Consider the following 26,976-nt stretch of genomic DNA (forward strand, 5'->3'; position numbering starts at 1 on the left):
TTACCTTATTAAAACCAGCCCGTTACAGCTGGTACTCTTTTATAACGGGGGTGCCATCAGCGGCGGTACCCATTTCTATGTCAATTTTTGCGCCTTTTAATATAGGCGACTCCTGCAATACAGGTTTTATATTTTTGAACAAAACTTCGGGGTTTGCTGCTGTTAAATAAAACAACGCCCTGTTATTTTCTTCATCTAACTCGTAAGTATCGTATTCACCTACATTATGATGAGTTACCGCATTCTCAATTTGATCCTGCAAGTCATCCAAATAATCAAAATCCTCAGTTTTGTAGTCGAATTTGATAACTACCGGGTGTACTTCTGCCATGTTTTCAATAAGTTTTATTATACGTTATAAATATAACAACTTATAGGCCAGATTTATTGCCCTTTTTAAACTGTTGCTTCCGGTTTTGGCAACGGATCGGCATAATGTGCCAAACCGTAGTTGCGGCTAACCGCTTCTGCGCCATTGGTTACGTGCCACTCAAATTCATCGCGGAAGTGACGTATGGCACTGGCCACCGGCCATGCTGCCGCATCACCCAGCGGACAAATCGTGTTACCTTCTATCTTTTTCGATACGTCAACCAGCAGGTCCATATCGCTCATTTTACCATGTCCCATCTCTAAGCGGTGCAGCACCTTTTCCATCCAGCCGGTACCTTCACGGCAAGGCGAACACTGTCCGCAACTTTCGTGATGATAAAAACGCGTAAAGTTCCAGGTATTACGCACGATGCACTGGTCTTCGTCAAAAGCGATAAAACCACCCGAACCCATCATGGTGCCGCTTACAAAACCGCCCTCCGACAAACCTTCGTAACTCATTACGCGGGCATTGCCCTCTATAGTTTTTAATATAAGGTTAGCCGGTAAAATTGGCACCGATGAACCACCGGCAACAACTGCCTTGAGGCGTTTGCCATTGGCTATACCACCACAATACTCGTCCGAATAAATAAATTCTTCAACCGGAACGCCTAATTCTATCTCGTAAACTCCCGGTTTTACCAGGTTGCCACCGGCCGAAATAAGCTTGGTACCAGTACTGCGGCCAACACCTATTTTAGCATACTCATCGCCACCATCACGAATGATGGGCACGGTAGCTGCAATTGACTCTACGTTGTTTACCACCGTTGGGCAGCCATACAAACCAGCAATAGCCGGGAATGGCGGTTTAATACGCGGGTTACCTCGTTTACCTTCTAACGATTCTATCAGTGCAGTTTCTTCGCCGCATATGTAAGCACCACCACCAGGTTGTACGTACAGCTCCAGATCGTAACCAGTGCCTAATATATTTTTGCCCAAAAAACCAGCATTTTTTGCTTCGGCAATGGCTCTTTCGAGAATGCGGATCTGCGCCATCATTTCGCCGCGTACGTATATGTACGATGTTTTGGCACCCAGCGCAAAGCTGGCTATAATCATTCCCTCAATTAACAGGTGAGGGATGTGTGTCATTAAATAACGGTCTTTAAACGTACCGGGTTCTGATTCATCGGCGTTACAAACCAGGTAACGGGGCACACCTTCGGGCTTGGCCAAAAAGCTCCACTTCATACCGGTTGGGAAACCGGCACCACCACGGCCACGCAAACCCGATTTTTTCACCTCTTCCACCACTTCATCGGGTGTCAAAGTTTTCAGGGCTTTTTCCATGGCAGCGTAACCACCTTTTTGGCGGTAAACTTCCAGGGTATTTATACCGGGTACGTTTATATGTTCAAGTAATAATTTGCGTCCCATGTTCTAATTCAAAATTACATAACCCTTGCTTATTACAGGTTCGGTTCTAATTAAATGATCCTCATTTATGAGATGGCTGATAACATCTTGTTTGAGTCTCGCTCTCTCGATTTGATGAATCATCTGTTTATTCCTCTGATTGCTTTTCCGGGTCGAGTTTCTTCTACGCTTATCACACACCATCGACTTAGTGCCATATTTAGCATGTAGTTTCTTGTACCTCTTTCTTGCTTCGGCATTTTCTTTAGTCATTCGCTCTCTAAACTCAGACATATCCTTAAATCCCACATATAATTCAGGATTTCTTAAGATATGGTAGTCCTTATCCTTTTGCGAAGCCATCACTTAGTTATTTGCCTTAGCTTTTAAATCACTAACTAACCGGTCAACCGACTCAGGCGTTAAATTCTCGTAAAAAGTATATTCAGGACCAATTTGTAATACGGGGCCAAAGCCACAGGCTGCAAGGCACTCTACGCCGCGCCAGCTAAACAGGCCATCGGCGGTAACTTCACCTTCTTTAACGCCCAACGTTTGCTCAATGTGGTCCATTATCTTTTCGGCACCTACCAAACAGCAAGGGCCTGTGCGGCAAACCTCCAGCACGTACTTACCCTGCGGGCGTAAAAAGTACATGGTGTAAAAGGTAGCAACCTCGTAAACTTCAATTGCCTCTATCTTTAAATATTCGGCAACTTTATCCATTGCCTTCGAGCTTAGCCAGCCATGCTCGGCCTGTACGGCGTGCAGCATCGGCAACAACGCCGATTTTTGCTTACCTTCAGGATAGCGGCTTACAAAATCGGCAAACTGCTCAAGCAATGCGGCCGAAAACTCAACCGGTGTTTGGGTATCTTCTACTTTAAGCATCTAACTCTCCGGCTATAACGTTTAAGCTACTCATGTTAATAATGGCGTCTGAAAGCAACATGCCACGGCTCATATCGGCATACATACTGTAATTGATAAAGCTTGGCCTGCGGAAATGCAAACGGTACGGCGACCTTCCACCATCGTTTACCAGGTAAAAGCCCAACTCACCGTTAGTGCCCTCAACCGCATGGTAAACCTCTCCTACCGGCGTTTCAATCTCACCCATCACAATTTTAAAGTGATAAATGAGCGCTTCCATATTGTTATACACTTCCTCTTTTGGAGGCAGGTAAAACTCAGGTACATCGGCGTGGAATATGGTTGGGTCTTCTTTTTCTATCTTATCCAAAGCCTGCTGTATCATGCGCATGCTTTGTTTCATTTCTTCGTTACGTACCAAAAAGCGGTCGTACACATCACCCGTTGTACCCACCGGAACTTCAAAATCAAAGTCTTCGTACGAGCAGTAAGGGTTCATGGCGCGCACGTCATAATCAACACCTGTGGCGCGTAGTATGGGGCCGCTCCAGCTGTAGTCCAGCGCCGTTTCGGCGGTTACCGGGGCTACGCCTTTTGTACGGTCGATAAAGATGCGGTTACGATTGAATAACGATTCAAACTCGGCCAGTACTTTAGGGAAATCCACCAAAAACTTCTTGATTTTGGCAAAAGCTATCTCGTTAAAGTTACGCTCAAATCCGCCTATACGGCCAACATTAGTGGTTAAGCGTGAGCCGCAAACTTCCTCGTAAATTTCGTAAATGGCCTCGCGGTATTCCATCATGTAAAGGAAGCCGGTAAACGCGCCGGTATCAACCCCCAATACACCATTACAAATTATATGGTCGGCAATACGCGAAAGCTCCATGATAATTACACGAAGGTAATCTACCCTTTTGGGTGTTTGTATCTTCAAGAGCTTTTCAACCGTCATGTGCCAGCCCATGTTATTAATTGGGGCCGAGCAGTAATTTAAACGGTCGGTTAGCGGGGTGATCTGATAGAACGGGCGGTGCTCTGCAATTTTTTCGAACGCGCGGTGAATGTAACCTATGGTAGATACACCGCTTACAATACGCTCGCCATCCATTTGCAACACATTTTGGAATACGCCGTGCGTAGCCGGGTGCGTTGGCCCAAGGTTAAGGGTAGATAACTCGCTTTGCAGGTTGGTATCTGTATTAATATTGGTATTTAACGAAGGAAAATTCTGCATAGGTTATCTTCCAAAATAAAAATCTTTTTTGTCTACACGATTCGGATCTTCCAGCGGGTACTCTTTACGCATCGGGAAAACGGTCATATCGTCTACGTTCAATATACGCACAAGGTTAGGATGCCCTTCAAAGTTCACCCCAAAAAAGTCGTACGTTTCACGCTCCATCCAGTTGGCGCCGTTCCAAAGCTCGGTAGCCGACGGTATGCGCTCATCACCAGCCGGTAAAAACACCTTGATGCGTATGCGCACATTGTGCACCAGGCTGTGTACATGGTATATTACCCCAATTGGGTTTTCCTGCTCAGGGTATTGAATGGCAGTGATATCGGTAAGATATATAAACTGCAGGGCTGCATCAGTTTTAATGTAGCGTAGCAGGTCTATAATCGTATCGCGGTTGGTTTCAACCGTTAACATGCCGTAATCTTCAACAACCGGCTTTACCAGTTCGCCAAATTTGCCCGTAAGGCTTTCGAGCAGTATTTCGTTATTCAATTCGGCCATTACTGGATTCCGTATTTAGCTAATAATTGCTGATATTCCGGTGTGTCGCGGCGGCGCAACGACTCGGTTTGTACCAGTTTCTGAATATTCATAAAACCATCAATAATGGCTTCGGGGCGTGGCGGGCAACCGGGTACGTATACATCAACCGGTATAACCTCATCAATGCCTTGTAACACCGAGTAAGTATCAAATATACCACCGCTTGATGCGCAGGCACCAACGGCCATTACCCAACGTGGCTCGGCCATTTGCAGGTAAACCTGACGTAAAACCGGAGCCATTTTTTTTGAGATGGTACCCATTACCATGAGCAAATCGGCCTGGCGAGGTGAAAAGCTTAAACGCTCGGCACCAAAACGCGACAAATCATAATGCGAACCCATGGTGGCCATAAACTCAATACCACAGCACGAAGTAGCAAAAGGCAACGGCCACAACGAGTGTGAACGCGCCAAACCTATGGCCTTATCTAACGATGTAGCGAAAAATCCCGAACCTTCAACACCCGGAGGGGCATTAACTATCTGTACATCACTCATTGGTTATAACTGCTAAATTCCGCTTAAACGGATGCCTACAAATTTATTATTATAAACGTTATTTGGTATAGTGTAATATGTACAACATAGTATTTAGAAACAATCTAAACAGCTTGATTATGTGCATTATAACCACACCATAAATTATTAATATAACTAACAAAAAGCACAAAGCCCGATTGATTTAATAACCAATCGGGCTTTGTATTATAAATTTGATAATACTTACAATTTTCTAATTAGTTCCAGTCTAAAGCGCCCTTTTTAAGTACATAAATGAAGCCTAAAAGCAACGTTGCCATAAAGATAAACATCTCGATTAGGCCGGTAGTGCCCATCGCTTTAAAGTTAACCGCCCAGGGATACATAAAAATTACCTCCACATCAAACAGCACAAACAGTATAGCTACCAGAAAGTACTTGATTGATACAGGCGTACGGGCGTTACCCACCACCTCAATACCCGATTCAAACGGTGTTAATTTATCGGCCGTTACACGCTTAGGGCCTAACTTGTGCGTAGCCAGCATGGTTGTAACAACAAACCCAATGGCCACCAGCATTTGTATGATGATAGGCAAATAATTAACCGGTAAACTTTGTGCTTCCATTTGGCAAATATAGGGGTGGGTTTGGTAATAACAAAAAAGGTGCAGCTAAACTGCACCTTTTATTAAAATAATATTTAATTATTTACCTTTTCCTTTTGTTGCTGCAGGTTTTGTTCCTTTAGCTTTGCGGGTAAAGAAATCGGCAGCCAACCTGTTGCTGGGATCGTTCTCTTTAGCTTTGGTATATAACTCAGTAGCTTTGGCAATATCCTTGTCTTTATACTCGGCAAGGGTAGCCAAATAAGCATAAGATTCGGCCAGGTTCTTTTTATCAGCATCTACCAATGATGGTTTGGCTGTAGTTACCTCGATCAGTTTTTCATAAAAAGGCTTCGCCAATCCTGCTATATTGTTACGATCTTTCTCTTTCAAATCATACAAACGCGCACGGTACAGGGTTACTGTAGTATTTGGCGTAGTTAATTTTTGCTGAATATGCGAAAAAGCAGAATCGGCTTTGGTTAACAGAGCAGTATCAGGCGTTGGCTTAGGAGTAGCTTTGCTTGACAACTGGTCTCCATAAGCAAAGTAATAGCTAAAACCTTCAGAAAAGTAATCATTCAAAGTAGCTTTGCGTGATTTTGATACGTATTGAGCGTAGTTATCACCAGCTTTTTCGAACTGACGTTTTGCATAGTAAATTTTAGCAATGTCGGCATATAAATCACCCATGGTGGTATCCAACTTCACTGTTTTCTCAAAAGTTTGCAAAGCGGCAGCTGTATCTTTAGCGCTAAGTAGTATACGCCCCTGGTAGTAGTAATCATATGGAATAACGCGTTTAGGATCGGCCTTAGTCATCCAGTTGGCCATGGCAGTTTTGGCAGTAGCAAAATCTCCATTTTCAAATGCAGAATATCCTAAATAACGGAATGCACGGGCATTGGCATTTGGCATTTGTGTTAAAGTGGTTGCTTCTGTTTGCAAATCTTTAAACTTACCAGCCTGGTATAAAAAGTCGGCATAGCGTAAGCGTGATTCTACCGAGTTATCAGTTAAGCTTAAGAACTTGCTGTATTTTTCAACAGCCTCATTTACTTTAGCTGAAGCCTGTGCAGGAACTTTTTGTGCCCAACGGATATCAGTTTCAGCCCACTCGCGATAAGCCGGACCATAGTTAGGGTCGATAGCTAAAGCGTCTTTAAATTCTTTTTCTGATTCTTCCCAGTTATTAGCCTGGCGCCATACCACACCGGTTGCAACTTTTGCAGAAGCAGCCTTTGGATTAATATTCAATGCATCCTGGTATGCTTTTACTGCATCAGTGTTTTTTAATTGAGTACGGTAAGCATCACCCAAAGCAATATATAATTCAGGGTCTTTTGCACTTACGGCAATGCCTTTTTGCAGTACAGCAATGGCCGCATTGCCATCAGGCTCGCCTAATAGATAACCTTCGCCTACATATTGGTACGGTTTAGTCTCTTTACCAGCCAGGGTTATAGCCTGATTAAAATTTGATTGTGCACCAGCCTGATCTTTATTTAAACGTGCTACTGCACCTAAACCTGCATAATTTAATGCCGATTTTGGATTTGCAGCTATACCTTTATCAAATGTAGCTTTAGCAGAGTCAATATATTCTTGTTCAAGATATACCCAACCCAGATAAAAGAAATTCTCGTCTTTAGTGGCCTGAGTGGCAGTCAGGTTCTTTAACATCGACTTGGCTTTCTGGTATTGTTCGGCGTCAATGGCTTTCTTGGCGTCGGCAAGACTTTGCGCAAAAACAGTTGAACCTATAAATACCAGCCCTGTTGCCGTTGCGGCTACTTTACTAATCATATTTTTCATGGCTTTTTTTTATAGTTTTAGTTAAGTTATTTCTTTAAAATCATTTCCCGCTGAGGTATCGAATCTGGCAATAAACCTGATTTTAGTATGATCCTCTGCCCTGGGTCGCTTAATACAAATGCAGAAAAACCTGCTGCCAGTCCCATTTTACCGGTACTGTTAAGTATATACAGACCACGACTAAGCGGATATTGTTTTAGAGCTAAGGTTGTTTGATTAGGTTTAAAATACTCTGTCGGAACTTTGTCATTACTTTCATCTTTAACACCAACTATTTTAACCTTAGCTACTGCATCTGCATAATCTTTATCAGGATCATCAAGCCAGCTAAAGCCAACTATACCTATTGATTGCGGATGTGTACTTACATACTTAATAACGTCTTTATTGGATTCCAAAGCATAAATATTTTTCTGCTTTAGTTCTTTATTACCCGATAGCTCCTTCAAATATCTTACCAAACTTGAGTTCGGGTTATCAAAAACTATGTTTTTATCGGTCATTATCTTCCCGTTTAACATGTCTTTGACCTGCTTAACCGATATGGTGGTATCGGCCGATTGCTCGTTTACAATTAACGCTACTGCATCAATTGCAAAACGGTTAACATCAGGCGGAAAGTTTCTGCTTTTGAGTATTTGCAACTCATCGGGTTTCAACTCGCGCGACATGATGGCAACCCTTATGCTATCTTCCAGAAACAGCTTTAACAGCTCATTTTCTGATTTATAGATCAATACAGGGTTAGCTTCCTTATACAACGATTTGAATACGTAAACTTCCTGCTCTAATATTGGCTTAAAAGATTCATCGGCCAAAAATTGTGCTGTACCTTTAATAAAGGAATCTTCTCCTTTTACCTGTGTTGTTTGTTGTTGGCGGCAGGTGCCAAAAACAACAATTACAATAAGGCTGCAAAAAATAATTTTTATGCTGTTACTCATTTGCCGTATTAGGTCTTATTACGCGTATAAAGCGTAAAATGCCGTAAATAATAAACAAACCGCCAAAGGTGTAGCGTTGCGTTTTTGATAGATCGAGAGGGAGCTTGTCCCAAAACATAATCATCAATCCAAATATGATGACTACAACAAACAAGGCTGCTCCTAAAATAAACAAAAACCGCCTTTGGGGCGATTTTTGTTTATCAGAATTTGAATTCAACATTAATTTTTACTGATCCTGTAGCGTAAATACAATTGGCACAGTGTACTGTACACGTACAGAACGGCCATTTTGTCTACCTGGGGTCCACTTAGGTGAATTTTTTAATACACGTATAGCTTCTTCTTCCAAACCTGAGCCTAAAGTACGGCCAATGGGTTTTATATCAGTTAAGCTACCGTCACGTTCTACTACGAAAGTAACGTTAACACGACCTTGTACACCGTTTTCAGAAGCTACTGCAGGGTAACGCAATGCTTTACCTAAATACTTTCCAAAGCCGGCCATACCACCCGGAAACTCGGGCAATTGCTCTACCGATGTAAAGATCTCGTTTGGATTTGATTCGGTTACGGCAGTACTCACAGGAGCATTACCTACCGGCTCATCAATACGAACGGTTTGAGTAGGATCACCTTTAATATCCTTCTGACCTGGGTCAGCCACTTTCAAATCTTCCTGGCTTGGCGGATCTTTCTCCGGAACCTGGTTATCTGGCTTTACAACCGGAGGTGGGAAACGAACCTGGTCAACTTTGGGTTTTTGAGGCTCAGGGCTTGGTGGCGGCGGCGGAGGTGGCTCTGCCTCATTAAGTGGCGGTGGCTGTGCCAGCACCACTTCTTCAATTTTAACTTTTTCCTTAGGCTTAGGTATAAAACCTTTGATCTTGTTAATGATAGTAGGCATTGCAACCGCAAGTGAAAATACAACTACGGTTATAACTAATGCCCTTAACGTATTACGCGGGTTGTTTTTACGCAACTCATAAGCGCCATACGCTTTATTTCTATCCGAAAAAACAACATCAAGCCATTCAGGTTTCAGTATGTCTAATTTTGATCCTAAAATAGCCATGACTATAATATTTAAACGTTTATGTTAATGCTATTTATTAATAAATTTTCTCTCGTTTCAATAAATCAATCTCAACCGGAGTAATATCAACAATAGCGTATGATTTATTGTTTGTAATGTTCAGCTCGTCAATAACATCAATCATATTTTTATAAACTGATTTATCACTCGGCTTAATAATAACAAACATATCCTTACCAGTTGATTGTTTGATTTTTTTGCTTTGCTCAATTAAAACTTTGCGGAAACCATCTTTTCCATAACCATCAACAGCTGGTGCCGAAAGTGGTTCGGTTGGTACACCAATAAACCATTCAAGTTTATTGTCATTACCAAGCAATACGGTTAAAGTTCTTGACGCAGCAATAGGCTCTTCAACTTTTTGGTCGTCTTCCTTATCCGGCATGGCTAAATCCATTGCCTTAGCTTTTGACAGGGTTGTGGTAAGCATAAAGAAAGTTACCAGTAAGAAAGCCAAATCCACCATCGCTGTTAAGTCAACGCGGGTTGATTGTTTTTTACTTCTTACCTTGCCACCTTTTTTCTTACCCCCGCCGGAGGTGTCTAATTCTGCCATCTTCTTATTTTCCTCTTAATGATGTGATTAAACTGAATTTATTTACTTCCTGCTTTTGCAGTATGGCAATTATGCGCTGTATTGTCGGGTATTCTTCCTGGCTATCACCTTTAATGGTAATACGCAGCTCTTTACCCGAAATGTTTTTGGTTACTATACGAGCTTCATGTATCCAGTTAAACAATTCGTTACTAACCGAATCGGTTGGTATACCAGGTGCTTTAAATTCTTTCATCTGGCTGCCATCTAAAGCAAGGTATTGTTTAACCTGGGCCATTGGTACACCAATGTTTGGCATAACCGAAAATTTATTTACCTCCGGTTGGGTGAAAGTAGTTTTATACTTTTCGCCCATACGCATTAATAACTGCTTACGCACTTCAAAACCTTCAACACCAAAAAACACTTTGTTTTTACCGCCAACGGTTATCGTAGCAATATCGCTTTCGGGAAGAAGCACTTGTGATGTAGAGGCCGGAGTATCAATTGGCACCGGATCTTCTACTTTAGGTTTTGCCGTTAATATAAAGAAGGTAAGCAACAGGAACGCAACGTCGCACATGGCGGTCATGTCAATTGCTGTACTCTTTCTTGGAACTTTTACTCTTGGCATTTCTATCCTTTTCTAAAAAAGTAAATACTATAAATTGGTTAATTTTTAAACCGGCCTGTTACCCTACAGGCAACAGACTGGTAATATATCAAAACCTGTTATTAGTATTTAGCCTGATTTTTGTGTGACGAAGCAAATGTTTGAACGATGCTGAAACCGGTCTCGTCAATAGCATAAGTCAATTTATCAATTTTTGACGTAAATACGTTGTAAGAGATAATTGATAAAGCTGAAGTTAAGATACCTAATGCAGTGTTAATTAACGCCTCAGAAATGTGAGATGATAATTCGGCCTGGTTAGGAGCACCTGAAGTTGCTAACGCACGGAACGCACCGATCATACCCACAACCGTACCTAATAAGCCGATAAGGGTACCTACTGATACTAAAGTAGCAATGATAGTTAAGTTTTGCTCTAACATTGGCATTTCTAATGCAGTAGCTTCTTCAATTTCTTTTTGAATAGCTAACATTTTTTGATCAACGTCCATATTAGGCTCTTGCTCCATTTCTTTGTAGCGTTTTAAACCCGATTTGATAACGTTAGCTACCGAACCTTTTTGTTTATCACACTCTGCGCTTGCAGCGTCAATATTACCTTGATTTAAGTAAGAGTTGATTTTTCTAACGAATGCATCAACGTTACCTGAACCGGCAGCTTTACCAATAACAACAAAACGCTCAATTGAGAAAACAACCATCATTAAAAAACAGGTCATTAACACAGGAACGATCGGGCCACCTTTGTGGATAGTACCAAAGTAATCGGTAGGCTCGCCATGCTCAACATCGCCGCCTTTGTAATGGCTTGGGTCACCAAAAACGAAAATGAACAGCAATACGGCTATTACAAAACAAATAGGAATTACGAATGATGCAAATGCTCCAGATGAACTTGAGCTTTCTTGTTTAACAGGAGTAGTTGGTTTTGATGGTGCGGTTGCCATTACTTTAAATTTAGTTTTAGTTTTTGTTTATAATATTTAGTTAATTAAATATACGCTACTGTGCGAATAACAAATTTATAATTTTAATCAGATAAAACTATTCAAAATGAAATTCTTCATAATTATTTAACGTGTGCTTTTGCAAGCCTTACAATTGGCAGTAATTTACTTATAACTTATTAATAACGTAAATACTGCCATATATTATGTTTCAACAACAATTTTCTGCAATGAAAACTATTTTTTTTAAAATAACCAAGCTTAGTGCATTAAAAGTATGTAACTAAGCCGATATAAAGCCCTTTTTAACACATTTTTAACATATAAAGGTGTGCAATATACACCTTTCGGGTATTTAAAAATTCGTAAAACACCTTTACAATATTAATTTTAAGAAATTATCTAATCAAAACACAAGATAGTTTAAATTTTCTTAATAAAAACTTAAAAATAATATAAAACAGGCAAATTAAATTTGAATTTACCCGCCAGCTTTCTTGGCTTTGTACCCATCTTGTATAAGAACTGCAAGAATTTTATCACGAAAATCTCCCTGAATCAAAACTTCATAATCTTTTACCGAACCACCCACACCACATTTGGTTTTAAGTTTTTTGCCTAATGCTTCCAAATCGGCTTCGGTACCGGCAAAGCCGCTGATGCGTGTTACCAGTTTGCTGCCACCTTTACGGTCGAGGTATATTTTAAGATTTTGCTGATTAGGTGCCGGAGTGGCTACATCGTCGTTATTATCGGGGGTGTACTCAAAATCGGGATTTGTTGAGTACATAACACCATCGTTGAGGTTGCGGTTTTTTTTCGACATACTGCTTTTCAGGAATGATAATTATTGCCTACTATAACATTTAACGAGCGCGGAACAATATGAACTTCGGCATTGGTACCGGCATTATGCGGTTCGCCGTCAACATGCACAGCGCCAGGCTTACCCCGCTTTATGCTGATGTTCTTTCCGCGGATAATTTCTACGTATTTAGATTTATCGGCCGTTTTGGTGAACATACGCATACCCATTTCCGGAAAACGGTACAGTGGGAAAGGCTTAATTACACAAACATCCAGCAAACCATCCTGTACCGACGCCTGCGGCGATACGTGGGCATTGTTGCCATACTGCGATGAATTAGCAATGCTCAGCATAAATGCTTCGCGATCATATTCTTCCCCGTCAATAAGCAAATTATAAGTTTCCGATTTATAATTTACAATTTCTTTTACCGCCGATTTAAAGTAGGTAATAAATCCGCGTGTAGTTTGCTCGGCAAACACCTGGCTAATGTGGGCATCAAAACCCATACCGGCCATATTAAAAAACCACTGCCCGTTCAGTTGCCCGGCATCAATGGTTTCTACCTTATTAATATTGATGTTTTGAATGGCCCCCACCGTATCCATAGGAATGGATAAAAACCTTGACAACCCGTTTCCCGATCCAAATGGCAATACGCCCAGAGCTGCCTTGGTGCCCACCACGGCCGATGCTACCTCGTTAATGGTACCATCGCCCCCAACGGCTATAATAGATTGGTAGGTGTTAACGGCGTCTTTAGCCAGCCAATGGGCGTGCCCGGCTTCTTCGGTAAAAACGATGGTGTAGTCGATAGTATTTTTATCGATATGCTGTTGTATAAGCGCGGGTACGTGGCCTTTGGCCTTACCACCTGCTATAGGATTAATCACAAATAAAACTTTCCTTTTCAACGAGCTATCTTTTTCGCTCCCAAAAGTAAACCTATTTTCGGCTTTTGTAAAATTGTTTTACTTTTGCTACCCGAAAGTGGACTGATTTGATTATGCTGCCCCGGCAGTAAGGATTGCAACCACGTAAAAAAGTGCTAAACCCATTCTTTTTCTCTTTTTTACCCAAATCCTGTTCAATACTCCAAACTTTCGTTTTTACAAACGTTTTTTATTGACAATATTTTTATGCCTTATTTATTCACTTCAGAGTCTGTTTCAGAAGGACATCCGGATAAAGTGGCCGACCAGATATCGGACGCACTCATTGATAATTTTTTAGCCTTTGATGCAGAATCAAAAGTAGCCTGCGAAACTTTGGTTACCACCGGGCAAGTAATTTTGGCCGGCGAGGTAAAATCAAAAGCCTACCTCGATGTACAAAAAATTGCGCGCGATGTAATTAACAAAATTGGTTACACCAAGGGCGAGTACATGTTTGATGGCAGCTCATGTGGTGTGCTTTCGGCCATTCACGAGCAATCGCCGGATATTAACCAGGGTGTTGACAAGCAAGACCGCGAGCAACAAGGTGCCGGCGACCAGGGTATGATGTTTGGTTACGCCACCGTGGAAACCGAAAACTATATGCCTTTAGCTTTGGATATTGCTCACGCATTATTAATTGAGCTGGCCGCCATACGCCGCGAAGCCACCGATATTAAGTATTTGCGCCCTGATGCAAAATCGCAAGTAACGTTAGAGTACGATGATAATAACCAGCCACAGCGCATTGATGCCATCGTAATATCAACCCAGCATGATGATTTTGCTGATGACGAAGCTATGCTGGCCAAAATCCGTGAGGATATTATTGGCATCCTTATTCCGCGTGTTAAAGCGCGTTACCCTAAATACGCGCACTTTTTTAACGAGAACATTAGCTACCACATTAACCCAACCGGTAAATTTGTTATTGGCGGTCCGCATGGCGATACGGGCTTAACCGGCCGTAAAATTATTGTGGATACTTACGGTGGTAAAGGTGCTCATGGTGGCGGTGCTTTTTCGGGCAAAGATCCATCAAAAGTTGACCGTTCGGCCGCTTACGCAACCCGCCACATTGCTAAAAACCTGGTAGCTGCCGGTATTTGCAAAGAGGTATTGGTACAGGTATCATACGCTATTGGCGTGGCTCAGCCTATGGGTATTTATGTAAACACCTACGGTACTGCCAAAGTTGGCTTGCACGACGGTGAAATTGCCAAAAAAGTAGAAGCTATTTTTGATATGCGCCCTTACGCTATTGAAACCCGCTTTAAACTGCGCAACCCAATTTATAGCGAAACTGCTGCTTACGGTCACTTTGGTAAACCAAGCCAAACCGTAACCAAAACCTTTGTAAGCCCTGAGGGCCGCGAGGTTACTAAAGAGGTTGAACTGTTCACCTGGGAAAAACTTGATTACGTAGAAAAAGTAAAACAAGCTTTCGGCTTATAATACTTCATCTCACAAATACACAAGCGGCCCGGTAATCATCGGGCCGCTTTTTTTATGTCAGGCTTTTAGTTACTTTAGGGCGATGCCTCACTCAACCGCTCCCTCCCGTTTATTGATCCTGCTGTCGTTTTCCGCGGTGTATATTATATGGGGGTCAACCTATCTTGCTGTACGGTTCGGGCTCGAAGGTTTTCCGCCTTTTGTGCTGGTAGCACTGCGCTACTGCATTGCAGGTTTACTCATGGCCGGCTACTGTTTTTTTAAGCGCGAAACATTACCTTCTTTACCTATAGTTAGCCGCCAGGCATTAAGCGGTATACTTATGCTGGTTGGCGGCACGGGCATGGTGGCCTGGGCCGAGCAATACATCACATCGGGCCAGGTAGCAGTTTTGATAGCCGCCCAGCCTTTATGGTTCCTGCTTTTAGATAAAGCCAACTGGCGCAAATATTTTTCCGACAAATTTATTATTTCAGGCCTGCTTGTGGGTTTCGTGGGCATTATTCTGTTCATTAATATGGGCGAGCACGAAGCTAAGGAATCATCCATGAAACTGGCAGCTATGATAGGTGTGCAGATTGGCGCCATGCTGTGGGTGGTTGGCTCGTTGGTTACACAAAAGCATAAAGGCGGGGCATCGGTAATTATGAACAGCAGTATACAGTTAATTGCCGCCAGTTTATGTGCTGCCATAATTGCATTACTGATGGGCGAATATCAGGGCTTCAGCTTTAAAAATGTAAACACCGATGCGTGGCTGGGACTTATTTACCTGATAACTTTCGGTTCCTTGGTAGCCTATGTGGCATATATATGGCTGTTAGGACACGTGGCTCCGGCGCTCATCAGCACCTATACTTACGTTAACCCGGTAGTTGCTGTGATACTGGGCTGGCTCATGGCTGATGAAAAACTTTATGGCGGGCAAATGCTTGGGCTGGTAGTGATATTAATAGGTATTTTACTGGTGAATGTACCCAGTTATAAAAAAGCAGTAGTTAAGGATGAGAATTAGCCTCGCGGCTACTACCGTTTTACTCACAAAACCTATATTAGCCACATGCAACACCCCGAAGATAATCCATGGAAAATTGTAGCCGAAAAGGAAATTTACGACAACCCGTGGATAAAACTCACCCATTACGATGTAATTACCCCAACCGGCACTAACGGCATTTATGGAAAGGTGCATTTTAAAAACCGCGCCATTGGCGTTTTACCGTTGGATGAAGATATGAATACCTACCTGGTGGGTCAATATCGGTTTACCATCAATCAATACAGTTGGGAAATGCCCGAGGGTGGAGGCCCACTCAATGAAGAACCTTTAGATGCCGCCAAACGCGAACTTTTAGAAGAAACCGGCCTGAAAGCCAGCCAATGGACCGAACTGGTACGCATGCACCTCTCCAACTCGGTAAGCGATGAATATAGCATTTGCTACCTTGCCCACGGCCTCGAGCAGTTTGAACCCGAACCCGAAGAGACAGAACAACTCATTGTAAAGAAAGTACCTTTTGCCCAGGTTTACCAAATGGTTTGCAATGGTGATATAACAGATTCGATGACTGTAGCGGCTGTATTAAAAGCGCAACTTTTAATATTAGAAGGAAAATTAGCCCCCCAGCCCCCTAAAGGGGGAGCTTAAGATAGAGCCGGGAACCAAGAGTCAAGAAACAAGATAATACTCAGCCAGTCAAAATCTTGGCTCTTGATTCTTGGCTCTTGGTTCTCTCCCTCAGGTTCTTGCCTCTTCGCTCTAAATCCTTACCTTTGGGGTTCTGTTATGCGTAAACTTTTAGGATTTATTTTCTCGGCGTTTCATTACGTAGCATTTGGATTCATACTGCTGGTGTTTCAGCCTATACAATGGATGTGCTATAACTGGGGTGGCTATAAACCGCACAAGCGCTCGGTTGATATTTTAAACGGTTTTTTAACTTCGACTTATTACCTGCTGTTTAACCGGGTTACGTTTACCAACAAGCAAAACCTTCCGGTTGGCCGCCCTATTATTTTTATTGCCAACCACCAGAGCATGTACGATATTCCGCCATTGATCTATCATTTGCGCCGTTATCATGCCAAATTCATCTCTAAGATTGAATTGACTAAGGGCATCCTGTCTATATCATATAACCTTAAAGTAGGCGGCGGTGCAAACATTGATCGTAACGACAGGCGCCAATCCATCATGGAGTTGAGCAACCTGGGTACCCGCATGAAAGAGCGTAACTGGTCGACCGTGATATTTCCCGAAGGAACCCGCTCTAAAGACGGGCACCTGAAGCCGTTCCAATCGGCCGGTATTGCCACTATACTCAAAAAATGTCCTAATGCATTATTAGTACCTATTGCCATCAATAACGCCTGGAAAATGGTGCAATGGGGTATTTACCCGCTAAGTACGTTTTTACATTTAAGTTTCGAGGTACTCCCCCCCATCGAACCCAACGGCCGCCCGGCAGATGAGCTGGTGAAGGAGGTTGAGGAAACGATTAAGCTCAGAGTCAAGAACACAGAATCAAGAATATAAACTTTTTACAGCCGCTTCGAGGAAAGTTTTTTAGAGAATAGATGATACAAATTGCCAAGTATCTTGATTCCTGACTCTATACTCTTGATTCTCTCCTTAAATGTTCTTCTCCTCCACCATTTTAAAGAAATCGTCACGATAGGTATCGCCTATGGGGATAATTTTATCGCCCATAAAAATGCGGCTGCGTTCAATGCTGTCAATTTTGTTGAGGGCAACGATGTATGAGCGATGCACGCGAATAAAGTGCCGTTCGGGCAGGGCATCTTCTACCTTTTTCATGTTTTGCAGGGTGATGATGCGCTCTGTGGGGGTAAAAATGGAAATATAGTCTTTCAGTCCTTCGATGAACAGAATACTGTTAAGGTATACCTTTTGAATTTTATGCTCGGTTTTTACAAAAATGAAATCGTTAGAAATATCCGACTGGGGTTGCTGCACTTCTTCCTTTTCGGCAGGTTTAGCACTGGCCGGAAATAATGTAGCCTGAACTTTTTGAGCTGCCTTGTAAAACCTGTCGAACGCGATGGGTTTAAGCAGGTAGTCTATGGCATCCAGCTCGTAGCCTTCCAACGCATATTGCGGGTAAGCTGTGGTTAAAATAATTTTGGCCTTGCCGTTAGCTATACGCATAAATTGTATGCCGGTAAGCTCGGGCATCTGCACGTCCAGAAACACGAGGTCGATACTACCGTCCTGCACCAAGGTTAAGGCCTCTATAGCGCTGGTAGTAGCTTTTACCAATTGTAAAAACGGAACCTTTGCAATGTAATCTTCTACTACGTGCAGGGCCAATGGCTCATCATCAACTACCAAACATCTAATCATGGGTTATAAAACTAATGATAATTCGCAAGTATATGTGTATTCGGTATCAGTAATGTTTAAATGATACTGACCGGGGTACAATAATTTTAAACGGCGCTTTACATTAACCAACCCTATTCCGCCCACGGTATCGCGGTTATGCAGGTGCTTTTTGTTGTGCATGTAAAACTGTAAACTGCCATCATCAACTGTAATTTTAAGCTGAATGGGCGAGCTGGGATCGTTAGCTACACCGTGTTTAAAGGCATTCTCAATAAAGGATATTAGCAGCAATGGCACAATGCGCTGTTTGGAAATAATGCCATCTACATCAAAATCAACATAGCAGTTTTCACCAAACCTGATCTTTTGTAAATCGATAAAGTTTTGCAGGTATTGCAGCTCTTTAGCCAGATCAACCTTGTTATCATTACACTCATACAGCATGTAACGCATAATTTCCGATAGCTTGAGGATGGCATCGGGCGTATTATCGGCCCGTTGATAGGCCAGCGAGTATATGCTATTGAGCGAGTTGAATAAAAAATGCGGGTTTATCTGCGATTTCAGCAAAGCGAGTTCGGCCGTAAGGCGCTGGTTTTCGAGGTCGCGCTGTATGCGTTCGTTTAAAAACCAATCAACCGTAAAATGCAGCAATAAACTTAGCAGTATAAATATGATGCTGGTAAATAAAGCACTGATGTAGTAAGACGCAAAGTTGATGGTTTTACCATTGCGGCCCGTTAATATATACTCATGGAATATCCAGCCTACCCCGTATTTTAAAAACCCTATCCCAATAACTGCCAGTAAAACATACAGTATGTATTTACCATACTGCTTTTTATCGAGGTAGTTGGGTATATATATAAGATAATTTAGGTAAAAAAGGCTGATGTTGATAGCACCGTAACCCACAAAGGTTACAAACAGATCTATGGTTTTTAATTTGGAATTATTGTGGGCAATGAACATGAAAAAAGCGATCATGCTTATCCAAAAAAAGGAATGCCAGAATATTTGCCAACTTTTTTTCATTGCTCCTAATATAATACTTAAGTAATAATTGACCGGTATATTTATATACACCCACCTTTTTTACCGATGAACCGCCCCTGACAATCGATGAATCTTTTCGTCGGTATAAATGACAGTTCATCTATAATTAGAGGCAGTTGGTCTAATTAAGTTTAGCACCCCGATTTTTTGAATTTACTTTGTATCATCAAATCAGTCACAATGAAAAAGTTATCAAACATCAACCCATTTATATTACTGTTAGCCCCTGTATTATTTGCTTTAGTATTAGGTGTAAGTTACCAGTTTGAACACGCTAAGGCTTTAGCCGAAAGCAGTGATGTTGCCACTGTTGAACATGCTACCTCTTTGTTTTCAAAAGGTGTACACTTAGTAAAAGCAGTTTGCAGCGTATCAACAGGTAAAGTATGGTAATTAAAACCAACAACCTAAACTTTTACTTTGGCAACCAGCTTGTTGTTAAATCATTATCTCTCGAAGTACCCGAGGGAAGCGTATTTGGATTTTTAGGCCCTAACGGTGCCGGAAAAACCACCACTATAAAAATGCTGCTCAACCTGTTAAAAATACAGGAGGGTAGCATTCATATTTTTGGCAAAGAGCTGCAAAGCAAGCGTTTGGAAATTTTAAGACAAATTGGTTCGCTTATTGAGCAACCCGCTATATATACCCACCTAACCGGTAAAGACAATCTTATTAACCGCGCACGTTTACTGCAAGTACCTATTGATAGGGTTGAAGACATGCTGGCGCTGGTGCATCTTAAAGATGCTGCCAACAAAAAAGCCGGAGCCTACTCGTTAGGAATGAAACAGCGCCTGGGTATTGCCCTGGCTATGCTGGCCGATCCAAAACTGCTTATTTTAGATGAACCCACCAACGGCCTCGACCCCAACGGTATCATAGAGATACGCGAACTACTGATCAAGTTGGCTAAAGAGCAGGGCAAAACCATTTTTGTAAGCAGCCATATGCTGGCCGAAGTTGAAAAAATGGCTACGCACGTTGGTATTATTAACCACGGTGCCATGCTGTTTCAGGGTAGTATTGAGGAACTGGAAAGCCTTAGCCAACCTATGGTGCAAGTTGAAACTGATAATACTGCCGATGCTGCCAATTATTTAAAACGCAGCGGTTACGAAATTTCGCAAGTTACCGATAACTATCTAACCTTACCTTTCACCTCAAAAGACGATACAGCCGCCATTAATGCTTCACTGCATAATAACGGCCATAAAATATACAGTATTGGCAAGGTGCAAAAAGACCTCGAAGAGTTGTTTTTAAATATTACCCAACAAGCCTAAGCCATATGAAAGGATTCTTACTATCACTGCAATCTGAATTTTATAAGAGCCGCAAAACCTTAGGTTTTTGGGGCTCTATACTCTTGCCGCTGTTAATTACCTTTTTTGTAGCAGTAGGTTTTTACTTTAATGCCGATAAAGTAGCCGCTTTTCCTTCTGAAAAATTATGGGGACAATTTGCCGGTATACCATTAGCGGTAATGGGCTCATTGCTATTGCCTATGTATATTGTATTTATAGGATACTCGGTAAACGCTATCGAACATAAATCAGATACGTGGAAAACACTGTTTACATTGCCTATTCCAAAATGGTCTATATATACTGCTAAATACTTGTATGCTGTAATTTTAGTGTTAATAACCCTAACGTTATTCTTTGTGCTTACCATAGGCTTTGGTAATTTGTTAGGCAATATTCAACCCAAATTAAAATTTGGCGGCTACCATATGGAAAGCACGCTCTTTCAGGTATATGCAAAATTATTCTTAGCATCGCAAGGCATTATTGCACTCCAGTTTTTAATGGGCTTGCTTTGGAAAGACTTTTTAAAACCCATGGGCATTGGCTTTGTAGGTACTATTGCCGGTATAATACTTACCGGGCCGGCTCACTGGAAATACGCATATATTCTCCCTTATGCACAACCTTTACTTTCCATCATGGGTATAGGTAACCGAAAAATACGCCCTAACGAAACTCCCGACTTTTTAACTAACGAAGTGTGGATTAGCCTGGTCATAGCCGCGGTAGTTTACGTAGCCGGTTATTTTATTGTAGAACGCCGGAGTATTAAGTAATCACTCAACCCTATCATACATTCACACAACGCAAAAGGCTCCAAATGGAGCCTTTTGCGTTGTTATCATTATCGTGTAATTGCGAGGAGCGGAAGGGAGCAATGTGCGATGGGGCGACGTGGCAATCTCCTCGCGTTTCAATTTTGCATGAAGAGATTGCTACGCCACGCTCGCAATGACATATTATCTATTTCCTACCTCACCGGTTTCGGGTAAACCGCCAAACTTTCATGCCCATCGGCATCTACCGCCTGTACGGCAAAAAAGTAGTTATCCTTTGAGTATTCTGATGTATACTCATTACCGGTTACAAAAATCTTGCGTTCCCAGTACGGATTAATGGTTTCGCGCATGAGGATGTAATAACCAGCCGGTTTTTTTCCTGCTTTGGGTTCTTCCCATTTGAGGGTGGTTTTATTGGTGAGGCCGCTGGTGCTTACACCTACATTTTGTGGTTGAGCAGGTGCCAAAGCCAGGTTAGCCAATACCGAAAGATTCATGCGCGCTACTTTTTGTATATAGGGGTAATCGGCAAAATCGGGTAGGTCGCCGTAGTCTATACCTTTTTCCTTGCGAATGTCCTGGTGCTGGCGGGTAAAGTCCTCATTCATTTCGGTAAAGCGTACGGCGGTGAAGCCGTTTTGCAGGAACGGTGTTTGGTCTCCTCCACGCAAAAAGCGGTCGCGGCGATAAACCATTTTCACATCTAAATGGCCTACATAACGTTCGCCTACTTCTTTCACATAACGGGCCAACAGGCGCGAAGGGCTGTCGTTTTCTCCGCCGTTGTTAATAAGCGACGTGATCATGCGAGCATCCTTAGCGGCAATGGATGGTACACCCTCGCTAAATACACGTACAGTAGTATTATTTTTTATGCCATTATCCATGCCGTAGGTATTGCCTACAATATCATTGTTAAGTACAGCATCTATATTCCATTTTTCGGCAAGGGCACGTTTGGCTACGTTGGTGGAGCCATTCAGGCCTTGTTCCTCACCTACTACCGCCATAAAAATTATTGTAGCCGGGAATGAACGTTTAGCCATCACACGTGCAATCTCCATCGAAACCGCAGTACCCGAAGCATCATCAACCGCACCCGGTGCCACCGAGGCCGAGTCCATCACGTTATTCACTCTGGAATCATAGTGCCCCGAAACAATGTAAACACGGGTATCACTAGGGTCGGAGCCTTTTAGGGTGGCCAGCACATTTTTGAGCACAGTTGGCTTGCCAATTCGGCCTCCTGAGGGCTGGGTAAAAGTGTCAAATTCCACTTTCATGCGTCCGCCCGATGCGGCGGCATAGCGCTCATACTCGGCTTTTATCCAGTTACGGGCAGCGCCAATACCGGTTGTTTTGCTGGTGGTATCGCTCAGGGTATGGCGGGTTTTAAAGCTCACCAGTTTGCGCACAATGGCTTCAATGTTTTGAGCCGATACCTCATCGCCCATTTGCTTAATGGCGGCATCCTGTTTTACCGTGGTTTGTGCCATAGCGGGTACGGCAAATAAAAAGGGGAGTAAAAATTTGAGTTTCATGGAGGAGTTGGAGTTTACTCAAGCAAGATAACGGATTAGGCAACAGATTAGCCCGCGAAACAAGATTTTTACCTTAATACATGTTCTTAAATATGCGGCTTAACATAAAGTTAATCAATATTTGATATTTTAGACCACCAATAAACCCAGCATCATTTACCTATGATTAAGCAATTTACGCTCGCTCTTATTACGTTACTCATTTGTGTTACCGCATCGGCACAAATACGATTGCCAAAAGTTATTGCCAGCAACATGGTATTGCAGCAAAAACAACCCGTACCGGTTTGGGGCTGGGCTAAAGCCGGACGCACCGTGAAAGTAACCTTCGGCAGTCAAACCAAAACAGCTACTGCCGATACCGCAGGTTACTGGAAGGTTACCTTAAGCAGTTTAAAAGCAAACGATAAACCGCAGGATCTACTCATATCTTCCGACACATCCAACATCAAGCTTACCAATATTTTAGTAGGTGAAGTTTGGCTATGCTCGGGCCAATCGAACATGGAATACACCATGCGCCTGATGAAAAATTATACTAAACCGGCCAAAGGTATCGACAGCGCCGAACTGGAATTGACCACCAATAACCCGCAAATACGTTTGTTTAAGGTTGAAAAGAAATTGAGCTTGCCCGATGTTATCACCACCGGCTGGAACGAATGTGGTGGCGAGGCACTGGCCCAAATGTCGGCCGCGGGGTATTATTTTGCCAAAAACCTGCAGGCTAAACTACATGTACCAATTGGCATCATCAGTTCATCGTGGGGCGGCAGCCGTATTGAGCCGTGGACGGCACCATCGGCCTATACCGTTTTGCCTGCTTTTGCCAAAGAAGCCGCACAAACACCATTAATGATAGATGAAGTGGAACCGGGCAAAAATTATAAAAGTATGATTGAACCGCTTGCACCGTTTGCACTGCACGGTTTTTTATGGTACCAGGGCGAATCGAACTGTATGCTGAATGAACCGGGTATGCGTTACGCCGACAAAATGCAGGCCCTGGTTGATGGCTGGCGCAAGCAATGGAACCAGCCTAAAGCACCATTTTACTCGGTATTAATTGCGCCGCATTATTACACCCGCCGTAAAGACAAAGTCCCTCATACCCCACAAACCGAGGCAGAGTTTTGGGAGCAACAAGTGCAATCAACCCAAATACCCAATACGGCATTAATTACCATAACCGATCTGGTTGATGACCTGCCCAATATCCACCCTTCGTACAAGTGGGAGATTGGACGCCGGCTGTCATTACTGGCCTTGGCTAAAGATTATGGGGTTAAAAACCTCACTTACAGCGGACCAATGTATAAAAGCATGCAGGTTACCGACAATAAGATAGTGCTCAAATTTACTGATGCCGCAGGCCTGAAAACCAGCGATGGCAAAGCGCCCGACTTTTTCACCATAGCCGGTGCCGACGGGAACTACGTGGAAGCAAAGGCCGAAATATCGGGCAATACTATTACACTGTCCAGTCCGCAGGTTGCCAAACCAACCACTGCCCGCTTTGCATGGACAGAAATTGCGCGGCCTAACCTGGTTAACGGTGCAGGTTTGCCCGCCGTGCCTTTCCGTACCGATGGCTTAAAATGGGAGTATAAAAAGTAAACTAAAACCAACGTTGCGTTTCCGTTTTTACTTCTGAAAACCGCGAAATTCCACGAAAAGTGCCGGTTTTTCCGAGGTGTTCAATTTAGTGTTTCATGAAACATGTTGAGCACTTGCAACGCCTGAAACGCTGACCCGTCCTGAAAAAAGTTTACACTTTGTGTGGTTAATACTGTTATTGATTTACACTTTAAAGGTACGTACTAAAATAAGTTTACACAACATCCGCATACTGTTGCTTTACCGGGTAGTAATTCTGCCACCTTCGTTTGATCGGCCCTGTCAGCCTGTGGGCTTGTTCAGGTGTCATCATATCCAGGCTACTGTGCGGGCGCAGGGTATTATAGATAATAACAGCCTGCCTGATGCTTTGCCTGGCACTGCTGATATCTGCGTATCTTTCCTGCAATAGTTCCATCTTGAGGATCCCGTTAACCCGTTCTGCAATGGCATTGTCGCGCGGGTTACCACTTTGCGTCATGCTGATAGAGATCCCATTTTGCTTTAATAACTCCGTATATGCCCCGCTGCAGTATTGTATGCCCCGGTCCGAATGATGCACCAGGGGATGGTTTCCTTCCCGTTGCTTCAGTGCCATCTTTAAAGCCTGCAGGCAATTGTCCGTAGAAAGGTCATGGCTCATTGAAAAGCCAATGACCTTTCGGCTGTAAGCATCTGTTACCAGGCTCAGATAGGCAAAGCCTTCCCCCATGCGGATATAGGTAATATCGCTCACCCAAAGCTGGCCCGGACGGTCTATAACCATCTCTTTTACCAGGTCCGGGTACTTCCTGAAGCGGTGGTAGGAAAACGTGGTGCGTGCATGACGGCGCTTCTGCCGCACCAGCAGCCCGCTTTCCCGTAACAACACAAAGAATGCATCACGGCCTATAGCCGGCTGCAGCAGTGAAAACAGCTTCCTCGTCCCTATACGGGGTTGCTCCCTGCGGTAAGCCAGTACCTGCTGGACGAGCTCTTCCTGGCCGAAGCTCCGACGTTCCGTTGCTTTTAAATACTGATAATAAGCTTGTGTGCTGTAACCAAGCAGTCCGCACAGTTCACGCAAGCCACGTGAATGTGCCGTTATACTTACTCCGACCGCCTGATGCCAGACTTTTTTCTGATGTTAGTGCCCAGCTCCTGATCTGCTATATCGATGATATTGTTCAACAGTTCGTTCCTTAAACGCTCCTTGCGCAGCAGCTCTCTGAGCTGTGCTACATCATCAGGCATGGACGTGTCCTGCTCTTCCTGGGTTTTTTTAATGGGGTGCTCTTTTTTCACAATTCGATGGATAGTAGCCGCAGAGGTACTATACTTTTTGGCTAAGCTACGAAAACTTAGCCCGTGCGTGATCCGGTCATGAAGGATCTTCGCTATCTGGCTCTTGTTCATGGTTACACTTTCTGTTTTTATTGTGTAAACCTTAGCCAGGACAAGTCACGCATTTGAACACCTTGAACACTGACAAGATCATGTCAGTACTGTTAAAATAGTGCGGCGAAAACATCAGCCATAAACCGCGTTTTGAAAACTTGAATATTACAACAGTAAGTTATGATTTCGAGAGGGGAGCTTAAAGAGATTTATTTCAAAAAGGAATCGGCACCATTAGGCGCTTATCCTTTCTCGTTGCCGTTTTTTAACCAGACAGATAAGCTGACTATCCATCCATCGGTAACGTTTTTTGTGGGCGAAAACGGCACGGGCAAGTCTACACTAACCGAGGCTATTGCGGTGGCTTGCGGCTTTAACCCCGAGGGCGGCTCATTTAATTTTAACTTCAATACTTTTGCATCGCATTCCATATTGTACAAATACCTGCGCACATCGCGTGGTGTGCACCGGCATACCGATGGTTTCTTTTTGCGCGGCGAAAGTTTTTTTAACGTGGCTACCGAAATTGAAAACCTGGATATTGATGAACCAGGTAGCGCCTCCCCGCCAAAAATAATTGACAACTATGGCGGCAAGTCCTTACATCAGCAATCGCACGGCGAATCATTCTGGGCTTTATTTATGAAGCGTTTTGGCGGTAACGGCCTGTATATCCTCGATGAGCCCGAGGCGGCCCTATCGCCCACCCGGCAAATGGCCATGCTGGTACGTATGCACCAGCTTATTGAGCAGCGGTCGCAGTTTATTATAGCCACGCACTCGCCCATACTCATTGCCTACCCTAATGCCATAGTGTACGAGTTTAGTGCTGACGGTATTGAACGTAAGCCTTACCACCAAACCGGGGTATTTAATACGTACAAACGTTTTTTGAGCGATACCGAAAATATGATCGATCAATTACTAAACGAAGACTATTGAATAAAAAGTTGCAGTAGGGTCTCTCGTAGAGGATCCTACGCCGCGTTTATGTACAAAAATCTGCTAAAGGATTGCAGGGGCTTCTACCCCCGCGTTCATGTGTAAAAACCTGCAATCAACATTGCAGGGTCCTCTACGAGAGACCCTGCTAAAGACATAGGGTCGCACGTAGAGACGGCCGCTAAAACAGCCTTTTTCTTTAAGATATGTTGAAACAAATCTTGCTATTTCCTATAAAGTATACCTATAAGTAAATAGTGCTAAAAACACCATCATCAAGAAACCAAATTGTAGTATAAAAATATACCTTGTTCTGTCGCGTTGTTCACTAAAGGGCGTTTTAATTTGATAGC

At 43.1% G+C, this 26,976-nt stretch carries 31 protein-coding genes; 9 read left to right on the top strand and 22 right to left on the bottom strand.

Annotated elements, in window-relative coordinates; genetic code table 11:
* Positions 1 to 22: 22 nt before the first annotated feature.
* From QE417_RS09595 to QE417_RS09675, 17 genes are all read right to left on the bottom strand, one after another.
* Entirely contained in the window at positions 23 to 331 is a 309-nt protein-coding gene (locus tag QE417_RS09595; RefSeq protein ID WP_311949543.1) for a hypothetical protein, read from the bottom strand.
* 65 nt (positions 332 to 396) lie between these two features.
* Positions 397 to 1,758 (bottom strand): NADH-quinone oxidoreductase subunit NuoF, encoded by a 1,362-nt coding sequence (gene nuoF / locus QE417_RS09600; protein WP_311949544.1) that lies wholly within the window; start codon positions 1,756 to 1,758, stop codon positions 397 to 399.
* Positions 1,759 to 1,761: 3 nt separating this feature from the next.
* Complete coding sequence (locus tag QE417_RS09605) at positions 1,762 to 2,100, bottom strand: hypothetical protein (protein WP_311949545.1); 339 nt, start codon at positions 2,098 to 2,100, stop codon at positions 1,762 to 1,764.
* A gap of 3 nt (positions 2,101 to 2,103) precedes the next feature.
* Entirely contained in the window at positions 2,104 to 2,628 is a 525-nt protein-coding gene (locus QE417_RS09610; RefSeq protein WP_311949546.1) for an NADH-quinone oxidoreductase subunit NuoE family protein, read from the bottom strand.
* The gene (locus tag QE417_RS09615; protein ID WP_311949547.1) at positions 2,621 to 3,847 is read right to left on the bottom strand and encodes an NADH-quinone oxidoreductase subunit D; all 1,227 of its coding nucleotides are present in this window, start codon (positions 3,845 to 3,847) and stop codon (positions 2,621 to 2,623) included. The genes QE417_RS09610 and QE417_RS09615 overlap by 8 nt, the downstream gene beginning before the upstream one ends.
* 3 nt (positions 3,848 to 3,850) lie before the next feature.
* Positions 3,851 to 4,354 carry an NADH-quinone oxidoreductase subunit C gene (locus tag QE417_RS09620; protein WP_311949548.1) on the bottom strand — a complete coding sequence of 168 codons (504 nt, stop codon included), beginning with the start codon at positions 4,352 to 4,354 and terminating at the stop codon, positions 3,851 to 3,853.
* Complete coding sequence (locus tag QE417_RS09625) at positions 4,354 to 4,896, bottom strand: NADH-quinone oxidoreductase subunit B (RefSeq protein WP_157542763.1); 543 nt, start codon at positions 4,894 to 4,896, stop codon at positions 4,354 to 4,356. The genes QE417_RS09620 and QE417_RS09625 overlap by 1 nt, the downstream gene beginning before the upstream one ends.
* Positions 4,897 to 5,135: 239 nt before the next feature.
* Positions 5,136 to 5,507 carry an NADH-quinone oxidoreductase subunit A gene (locus tag QE417_RS09630; protein ID WP_311949549.1) on the bottom strand — a complete coding sequence of 124 codons (372 nt, stop codon included), beginning with the start codon at positions 5,505 to 5,507 and terminating at the stop codon, positions 5,136 to 5,138.
* 78 nt (positions 5,508 to 5,585) lie between these two features.
* Positions 5,586 to 7,301, bottom strand: a complete 1,716-nt coding sequence (locus QE417_RS09635) for a tetratricopeptide repeat protein (RefSeq protein ID WP_311949550.1) — start codon at positions 7,299 to 7,301, stop codon at positions 5,586 to 5,588.
* A 26-nt stretch (positions 7,302 to 7,327) separates the two neighbouring features.
* The gene (locus QE417_RS09640; RefSeq protein WP_311949551.1) at positions 7,328 to 8,245 is read right to left on the bottom strand and encodes a PstS family phosphate ABC transporter substrate-binding protein; all 918 of its coding nucleotides are present in this window, start codon (positions 8,243 to 8,245) and stop codon (positions 7,328 to 7,330) included.
* Complete coding sequence (locus tag QE417_RS09645; protein ID WP_311949552.1) at positions 8,238 to 8,468, bottom strand: hypothetical protein; 231 nt, start codon at positions 8,466 to 8,468, stop codon at positions 8,238 to 8,240. The genes QE417_RS09640 and QE417_RS09645 overlap by 8 nt, the downstream gene beginning before the upstream one ends.
* Positions 8,469 to 8,474: 6 nt before the next feature.
* The gene (locus QE417_RS09650) at positions 8,475 to 9,314 is read right to left on the bottom strand and encodes an energy transducer TonB (protein ID WP_446670067.1); all 840 of its coding nucleotides are present in this window, start codon (positions 9,312 to 9,314) and stop codon (positions 8,475 to 8,477) included.
* A gap of 43 nt (positions 9,315 to 9,357) precedes the next feature.
* Positions 9,358 to 9,897, bottom strand: coding sequence for an ExbD/TolR family protein (locus QE417_RS09655; protein WP_311949554.1), 540 nt, complete (start codon positions 9,895 to 9,897; stop codon positions 9,358 to 9,360).
* Positions 9,898 to 9,901: 4 nt separating this feature from the next.
* Positions 9,902 to 10,510 (bottom strand): ExbD/TolR family protein, encoded by a 609-nt coding sequence (locus tag QE417_RS09660; RefSeq protein WP_311949555.1) that lies wholly within the window; start codon positions 10,508 to 10,510, stop codon positions 9,902 to 9,904.
* A gap of 101 nt (positions 10,511 to 10,611) precedes the next feature.
* Positions 10,612 to 11,457 carry a MotA/TolQ/ExbB proton channel family protein gene (locus QE417_RS09665; RefSeq protein WP_311949556.1) on the bottom strand — a complete coding sequence of 282 codons (846 nt, stop codon included), beginning with the start codon at positions 11,455 to 11,457 and terminating at the stop codon, positions 10,612 to 10,614.
* Positions 11,458 to 11,938: 481 nt separating this feature from the next.
* On the bottom strand, positions 11,939 to 12,283 hold the full coding sequence (locus QE417_RS09670; protein WP_311949557.1) for a translation initiation factor: 345 nt from the start codon (positions 12,281 to 12,283) through the stop codon (positions 11,939 to 11,941).
* Between the two features lie 8 nt (positions 12,284 to 12,291).
* A complete protein-coding gene (locus QE417_RS09675; RefSeq protein ID WP_311949558.1) occupies positions 12,292 to 13,179 on the bottom strand; it encodes a diacylglycerol/lipid kinase family protein in 888 nt (295 codons plus the stop codon).
* A 225-nt stretch (positions 13,180 to 13,404) separates the two neighbouring features.
* Between QE417_RS09675 and metK the strand changes: the two genes are divergently transcribed.
* The 4 genes from metK to QE417_RS09695 all read left to right on the top strand — a co-directional run bounded on the left by metK (position 13,405) and on the right by QE417_RS09695 (position 17,191).
* Complete coding sequence (gene metK, locus QE417_RS09680) at positions 13,405 to 14,655, top strand: methionine adenosyltransferase (protein ID WP_311949560.1); 1,251 nt, start codon at positions 13,405 to 13,407, stop codon at positions 14,653 to 14,655.
* Between the two features lie 82 nt (positions 14,656 to 14,737).
* The gene (locus tag QE417_RS09685; RefSeq protein WP_311949561.1) at positions 14,738 to 15,670 is read left to right on the top strand and encodes an EamA family transporter; all 933 of its coding nucleotides are present in this window, start codon (positions 14,738 to 14,740) and stop codon (positions 15,668 to 15,670) included.
* A 45-nt stretch (positions 15,671 to 15,715) separates the two neighbouring features.
* Entirely contained in the window at positions 15,716 to 16,303 is a 588-nt protein-coding gene (locus tag QE417_RS09690) for an NUDIX hydrolase (RefSeq protein ID WP_311949562.1), read from the top strand.
* A 138-nt stretch (positions 16,304 to 16,441) separates the two neighbouring features.
* Entirely contained in the window at positions 16,442 to 17,191 is a 750-nt protein-coding gene (locus tag QE417_RS09695) for a lysophospholipid acyltransferase family protein (protein ID WP_311949563.1), read from the top strand.
* Positions 17,192 to 17,287: 96 nt separating this feature from the next.
* Here the strand turns inward: QE417_RS09695 and QE417_RS09700 are convergent, their stop codons facing one another.
* Complete coding sequence (locus tag QE417_RS09700; RefSeq protein ID WP_311949564.1) at positions 17,288 to 18,019, bottom strand: LytR/AlgR family response regulator transcription factor; 732 nt, start codon at positions 18,017 to 18,019, stop codon at positions 17,288 to 17,290.
* Positions 18,020 to 18,022: 3 nt separating this feature from the next.
* A complete protein-coding gene (locus tag QE417_RS09705; protein ID WP_311949565.1) occupies positions 18,023 to 18,988 on the bottom strand; it encodes a sensor histidine kinase in 966 nt (321 codons plus the stop codon).
* 249 nt (positions 18,989 to 19,237) lie between these two features.
* Here QE417_RS09705 and QE417_RS09710 point away from each other — a divergent pair, with 249 nt between their 5' ends.
* The 3 genes from QE417_RS09710 to QE417_RS09720 are packed head-to-tail and all read left to right on the top strand — an operon-like array spanning position 19,238 to position 21,143.
* A complete protein-coding gene (locus tag QE417_RS09710) occupies positions 19,238 to 19,450 on the top strand; it encodes a hypothetical protein (RefSeq protein ID WP_311949566.1) in 213 nt (70 codons plus the stop codon).
* Complete coding sequence (locus tag QE417_RS09715) at positions 19,444 to 20,343, top strand: ABC transporter ATP-binding protein (protein ID WP_311949567.1); 900 nt, start codon at positions 19,444 to 19,446, stop codon at positions 20,341 to 20,343. Before QE417_RS09710 ends, QE417_RS09715 begins: the two co-directional genes overlap by 7 nt.
* A 5-nt stretch (positions 20,344 to 20,348) precedes the next feature.
* Positions 20,349 to 21,143 carry an ABC transporter permease gene (locus tag QE417_RS09720; protein ID WP_311949568.1) on the top strand — a complete coding sequence of 265 codons (795 nt, stop codon included), beginning with the start codon at positions 20,349 to 20,351 and terminating at the stop codon, positions 21,141 to 21,143.
* Positions 21,144 to 21,337: 194 nt separating this feature from the next.
* On the opposite strand, the gene QE417_RS09725 is transcribed toward QE417_RS09720, so the two are convergent.
* On the bottom strand, positions 21,338 to 22,687 hold the full coding sequence (locus QE417_RS09725; protein WP_311949569.1) for a M28 family metallopeptidase: 1,350 nt from the start codon (positions 22,685 to 22,687) through the stop codon (positions 21,338 to 21,340).
* 162 nt (positions 22,688 to 22,849) lie between these two features.
* Between QE417_RS09725 and QE417_RS09730 the strand changes: the two genes are divergently transcribed.
* The gene (locus QE417_RS09730; RefSeq protein WP_311949570.1) at positions 22,850 to 24,304 is read left to right on the top strand and encodes a sialate O-acetylesterase; all 1,455 of its coding nucleotides are present in this window, start codon (positions 22,850 to 22,852) and stop codon (positions 24,302 to 24,304) included.
* Positions 24,305 to 24,518: 214 nt separating this feature from the next.
* On the opposite strand, the gene QE417_RS09735 is transcribed toward QE417_RS09730, so the two are convergent.
* Positions 24,519 to 25,391 carry an IS3 family transposase gene (locus QE417_RS09735; RefSeq protein WP_311954588.1) on the bottom strand — a complete coding sequence of 291 codons (873 nt, stop codon included), beginning with the start codon at positions 25,389 to 25,391 and terminating at the stop codon, positions 24,519 to 24,521.
* Between the two features lie 2 nt (positions 25,392 to 25,393).
* On the bottom strand, positions 25,394 to 25,699 hold the full coding sequence (locus QE417_RS09740) for a hypothetical protein (RefSeq protein WP_311947754.1): 306 nt from the start codon (positions 25,697 to 25,699) through the stop codon (positions 25,394 to 25,396).
* Between the two features lie 162 nt (positions 25,700 to 25,861).
* On the opposite strand from QE417_RS09740, the gene QE417_RS09745 reads away from it, so the two are divergent.
* On the top strand, positions 25,862 to 26,623 hold the full coding sequence (locus QE417_RS09745; protein WP_311949571.1) for an AAA family ATPase: 762 nt from the start codon (positions 25,862 to 25,864) through the stop codon (positions 26,621 to 26,623).
* Positions 26,624 to 26,976: the final 353 nt, after the last annotated feature.

The sequence above is a fragment of the Mucilaginibacter terrae genome, from assembly GCF_031951985.1.
Classification (GTDB): Bacteria; Bacteroidota; Bacteroidia; order Sphingobacteriales; family Sphingobacteriaceae; genus Mucilaginibacter; species Mucilaginibacter terrae_A.